The sequence below is a fragment of the Actinomadura sp. KC345 genome, from assembly GCF_004348515.1.
GTDB lineage: Bacteria > Actinomycetota > Actinomycetes > Streptosporangiales > Streptosporangiaceae > Spirillospora.
In genome coordinates, this window is the sequence record NZ_SMKH01000470.1 from 1 (window position 1) to 3,931 (window position 3,931).

Sequence of the window (3,931 nt, forward strand, 5' to 3'; positions counted from 1 at the left end):
CCCCTGACCAACTCCTGACCGAGAACCTTTCCCGACCGACCGGAGGTGCCCGCGCCGCCCCGCACTAGTGGTGCTCTGCGACGATCCCGCTAGACTTCGCCCCTGAGACCCGTGGGCAGCCCGGCCGGGAGGAGGAGTTCCCCCCAGCCGATGTCGACAAGAATCCGTTCTGCGACGACAGTCAGCAGCCGCTGCAAGGAGTTCACGTACGTGCCTCGCCGCCTGTTCACCTCCGAATCCGTCACCGAAGGACACCCGGACAAGATTGCGGACCAGATCAGCGACGCGATCCTCGACTCGATGATCAAGGACGACCCGGGGAGCCGGGTCGCGGTCGAGACGATGATCACAACCGGTCAGGTGCATGTGGCCGGTGAGGTCACCACCCAGACCTATGTGGACATCCCCGGGGTGATCCGGGAGAAGATCCTGGAGATCGGCTACGACTCGTCCAAGAAGGGCTTCGACGGCCACTCCTGCGGCGTGTCGGTGTCGATCGGCGCGCAGTCGCCCGACATCGCCCAGGGCGTCGACGACGCCTACGAGGCCCGCGAGGGCGAGGGCGTGGACGAACTGGACCGGCAGGGCGCCGGCGACCAGGGGCTCATGTTCGGCTACGCCACCAACGAGTCGCCCGACCTGATGCCGCTGCCGATCACGCTCGCGCACCGGCTCGCCCACCGGCTGTCGGCGGTCCGCAAGAACGGGGACGTCCCCTACCTGCGGCCCGACGGCAAGACCCAGGTCACCATCGAGTACGACGGCGACCGCGGCGTCCGCCTCGACACCGTCGTCGTGTCCAGCCAGCACGCCCCGGACATCGACCTGAAGGAACTGCTGGCCCCGGACATCAAGGAGCACGTCGTCGACCCGGTCCTCGCCGGGTTCGAGCTCGACACCGACGGCTACCGGCTGCTGGTCAACCCGACCGGCCGCTTCGAGATCGGCGGCCCGATGGGCGACGCCGGGCTCACCGGCCGCAAGATCATCGTCGACACCTACGGCGGCATGGCCCGGCACGGCGGCGGCGCGTTCTCCGGCAAGGACCCGTCCAAGGTCGACCGGTCGGCCGCGTACGCGATGCGCTGGGTCGCCAAGAACATCGTCGCCGCGCAGCTCGCCGACCGCGCCGAGGTCCAGGTCGCCTACGCGATCGGCAAGGCCCACCCGGTCGGCGTGTTCGTGGAGACGTTCGGCACCGAGAAGGTCGCCCCGGAGAAGATCGAGAAGGCCATCTCCGAGGTCTTCGACCTGCGTCCGGGCGCGATCGTCCGCGACCTGGACCTGCTCCGCCCGATCTACTCGCAGACCGCCGCGTACGGCCACTTCGGCCGCTCCGAGGACGGCTTCACCTGGGAGTCGACGGCCCGCGCCAAGGACCTCGCCTCCGCCGCCGGCCTGTAGGCCGGCCGGCCCGCCTCGGCGGGCCGCACCGAACGGCGAATGAGCCCCGGGGTTGTCCCCGGGGCTCATTCATGTTCGCGGGTGCTGCCGTTCACGTGCGGTGCCGTGCCTCGCCGGCGCCGGTCAGGAGTCGCACTCGTCCCCGCGCTGCAGGCCGTAAGGAGCGCTGACCGTGTAGCGGCCGGGTGTCTTCGCCTCCAGCCGGACGAGGTCGCCCTCGCGTGACAGGCACGCGTCCCCGCCCGTGGCCCTCAGCCAGGGCGACCACTGGACGCGCATCAGCACCGATCCGGGGGACGGCATGTCCACGACGAGCTTCCCGGAGTCGAGCGCGTGCACCGACGCCGGGCGGTCGACCAGGGGCGTCGCGCGCAGGACGCGGAACAGCCGCCAGTGCTCGTCCTGCCAGATCTCCGTCAGGTACGGCTGGCCCTTCGCGACCAGAGCGGACTCCTCCTGCGCCGACCAGTCGGCCTCCTGCTCGGGCAGGGCGACGTACTGCACGGCCCACCTGTGGAGCCAGTCGCGGTAGGAGTCGGGCGTCAGCGCGCCGTCCTCGTAGAACAGCTCGTGGCGCTCGGCGTCGACCTGCCGGTTCCAGCCGCGCGCGAGGATGAAGTGGCGGCTCATGCCGGACGACTCCCAGTGGGAGCGCAGCGGCACGACCTCGATGCGCCCCGTGTCCGCGCCGAGCTCCTTCAGCTCGGTGATGAGCCCGCTGGCGTGCACGGCGGCCTCGTCGGCGGGTTCGGTGTGGATGAGGTCGTCCACGGGCTTCACGACCTGCCAGGACGCCGTGACGATGAACGCCAGGGACAGTACGGCGATGCGGAGGCGCCCGTGCGCGCGCGCCACGGCCGACAGGAGGAACATCCCGCCGAACAGCAGGGAGAGCCGCTCGACGTTGCTGCCGACCGGGGAGGGGATCAGCCAGGTCAGGATGATCCCGGCCAGGTAGATGCCGGCGCCGATCCGGATGAACGTCCAGTTCTTCGGCGCGCACGTCAGTACCGCGATCACGCTGGTGACCGCGGGCAGGACGATCGCGGTGAGCGAGATGGGCTGGATGCCGTCGAAGGGGAACAGCAGGCTCGTCGTGCCCACCACGAGGGGCAGGCCGACGGCGACGCAGACGCCGGCGCGGCGGCGCCCGGTCACGAAGAGCGTCGCGGCCAGCACGAGGAGGAAGAGCCCCGCGACCGGGCTCGCGAGCGAGGCGAGCAGGCTGAGAACGACCATCCCCGCCGCGCGCAGGGCGGGCGTGCCGCGCGGAGTGAACGCCACGACCGTCGCCATGAGCGCGAACATGAGCCCTAGGCCGAACGTGCTCCGCCCGGACGCGGCGTTGCACGCCAGCGCGAAGGCGGCCCAGAGGGAGGCGGGCAGTGCCACGGGCGCCCTGAACCGCCGCAGAAGGTGCGCCGTCAGCGCGGCCGAGGCCGTGCCGGTCACCACGGTGACCGTGCGTATGCCGAACAGCGCCATCAGGTGCGGTGACAGGACGCTGTAGGAGGCGGGGTGCATCCCGCCGTACCAGGCGAAGCTGTAGGCGGCGTCCGGGTTCGCCCAGGCGAAGTCCGTCCAGGCCGCCTGCGCGGCCAGGTCGCCGCCCTCGGTCGCCAGGAACAGTGCCCACACCAGGTGGAGGACGGCGGCGGCGACCGCGGCCGCGGCCACGGGGTGGCGCGGGTTCGCCCACCTTCTCCAGGCCGGCCGGGACGGAGGTGCCGGGCGGCGGCGCGACGGTCCCTGCCGGGCCGGGGCGTCCGCCCGCTCATGAGTATGCGCTGTGGTCATCGCCTGCACGGGCTCGTCGGACGGTGAGGGCACGGAAGGCATCGGGCAATGAGCCGGCGGACGCGCACCCCGTTCGAACGGACCAACCCTAGCGTGCACGATCGGCTGTCGGGCTGATCTGGTAGGACGGGGGCGTGACGAAGGACGGCGGGGGAACGGACCTGATCCCGGGGCTGGACGGTCTGCCGGAGGCGCGTCCGGAGAAGCCGGGCGGCGCCGGGAAGCCGCCGAGGGCCGGAAGGGCGGGCAAGGCCGGAAAGGCGGGCAAGACCGGGAAGAAGGGCGCGCGTCGTCCCGCCGAGGAGCGGCCCGTCGCGCGGATCGCGGTCGACATGTCCCTGCCGCATCTCGATCGCCCCTTCGACTATCTGGTCCCCGTCGAGCTGGACGCCGCGGCCGTCCCCGGATGCCGGGTGCGGGTGCGCTTCGCGGGCCAGCTCGTGGACGGTTTCGTCCTGGAGCGGGTCGCCGAGAGCGACCACGGCGGGAAGCTGCTCTACCTGGAGCGCGTCACGTCGTCCGAACCCGTCCTCACGCCGGAGATCGCGGCGCTGGTGCGGGAGGTGGCCGACCGCTACGCGGGGACGTTCGCGGACGTACTCCGGCTGGCCGTACCGCCACGGCACGCCCGCGTGGAGGCGGAACCCGTGGCCGCGCGTGACGACGCCGAGGCCGATGGGGCCGATGGGGCCGATGGGGCCGACGGCACGGTCTCCGCCGGGGTGTGGGG

2 protein-coding genes and 1 pseudogene are annotated in these 3,931 nt (G+C 71.9%); 2 read left to right on the forward strand and 1 reads right to left on the reverse strand.

Annotation, left to right across the window (positions count from 1 at the left end; genetic code table 11):
* Positions 1 to 210: 210 nt before the first annotated feature.
* Positions 211 to 1,404: a methionine adenosyltransferase gene (gene metK / locus E1281_RS38265; protein WP_131884590.1), complete on the forward strand. Its 1,194-nt coding sequence runs from the start codon at positions 211 to 213 to the stop codon at positions 1,402 to 1,404.
* 123 nt (positions 1,405 to 1,527) lie between these two features.
* Here the strand turns inward: metK and E1281_RS38270 are convergent, their stop codons facing one another.
* Positions 1,528 to 3,081, reverse strand: a complete 1,554-nt coding sequence (locus tag E1281_RS38270; protein WP_131884591.1) for an MFS transporter — start codon at positions 3,079 to 3,081, stop codon at positions 1,528 to 1,530.
* Between the two features lie 254 nt (positions 3,082 to 3,335).
* Here E1281_RS38270 and E1281_RS40905 point away from each other — a divergent pair.
* Positions 3,336 to 3,931 (forward strand): annotated as a pseudogene (locus E1281_RS40905) (primosomal protein N'); the annotation flags it as partial.